Consider the following 1,166-nt stretch of genomic DNA (forward strand, 5'->3'; position numbering starts at 1 on the left):
CGCCTCACCACGTAGGACACTTCCCAATGTCGTTGTCAAGCTGCTGCGGTGACGGGTGGTAGGACTTCGTAGCATCGCCTGTCACGCAGAAGCGCCCATAGGACGTGGACGCGGCGGCGAGCGAGGGCCAGCACGGCTTGGGTGTGCCGCTTTCCTTCTGCTCTCTTGCGGTCGTAGAACCGACGGGATTCCGCGCAGCTGCGGATGCTGATGAGGGCGGAGGTGTAGAAGACTCGTTGCAGTCCGCGGTGGTATCGCTTCGGTCGGTGGAGGTTGCCGTTGACGCGTCCGGAATCTCGAGGTGCGGGAGCGAGGCCGGCGAAGCCTGCCAAGCGGTCGGACGAGGCGAAGAAGGCGAGGTCTCCTTGAGTCGCTGCCAGAAACTCAGCTCCGAGAAGTGGGCCGATCCCGGGCAGACTGGTGATCACGGGGGCGAGTTCGTGCTGACGAAACCGGCTTTCGATGAGCTTGTCGACCTCGGCGATCTTCTCGTTGAGGGAGATCACCTCCCTCGCCAGAGTTTGCAGCATCTGGGCAATGGCCTTCTCGCCGACGACTGCGGTGTGCTGTCGTTCGGCTGCCTCGACGGCGGCCCGCGCCAGCGTGGCGGCGCCGCGGACCTTCCGGTTGCGCAACCAGGTCTCCAGACGGCCTGCACCCATACGGCGGATCGCGGCCGGGGTCTGGATATCCGGTCAACAGCACCAACGGACCGGCATTGGTCAGTTCCAAAGCTCGTTCCAGTGCGGGAAACATGCCGGTCAGCGCTCCGCGCAGCCGATTGACGGCGCGGGTGCGGTCGCACACAAGATCAGCGCGGCGGGCCGTGAACAGCTTCAGTTCCACCGTGTCCTCGTCTCCAGGCCGCACTGGGTTCAGGTCGCGGCGCATACGAGCTTGATCAGCGATGACAAGCGCGTCGCGGGCATCGGTCTTGCCCTCGCCGCGATAACCACCGGACGCTCGGTTGACCACGCGGCCGGGGATATAGAGCAGATGCTGATCATGGTTGACCAGCACGGCGATCAGCAGGGCCGCACCGCCATCGGGGATGTCGACGGCCCAGGTGACATCGTCCCCCAGCGCCAGGACGTCAGCGATGAGCTGCAGCAGTTCAGGTTCGTCATTAGCCACCCGACGCGACAACAGCCTGGCACCGTCGGTGT

General features: G+C 64.9%; 1 pseudogene. It reads right to left on the minus strand.

The features are described 5' to 3' along the window. Positions 1 to 35: 35 nt before the first annotated feature. Positions 36 to 1,166, minus strand: a pseudogene (locus tag ACZ7GZ_RS43440) (IS110 family RNA-guided transposase); the annotation flags it as partial.

It is taken from the genome of Streptomyces sp. NPDC037288, assembly GCF_055603265.1.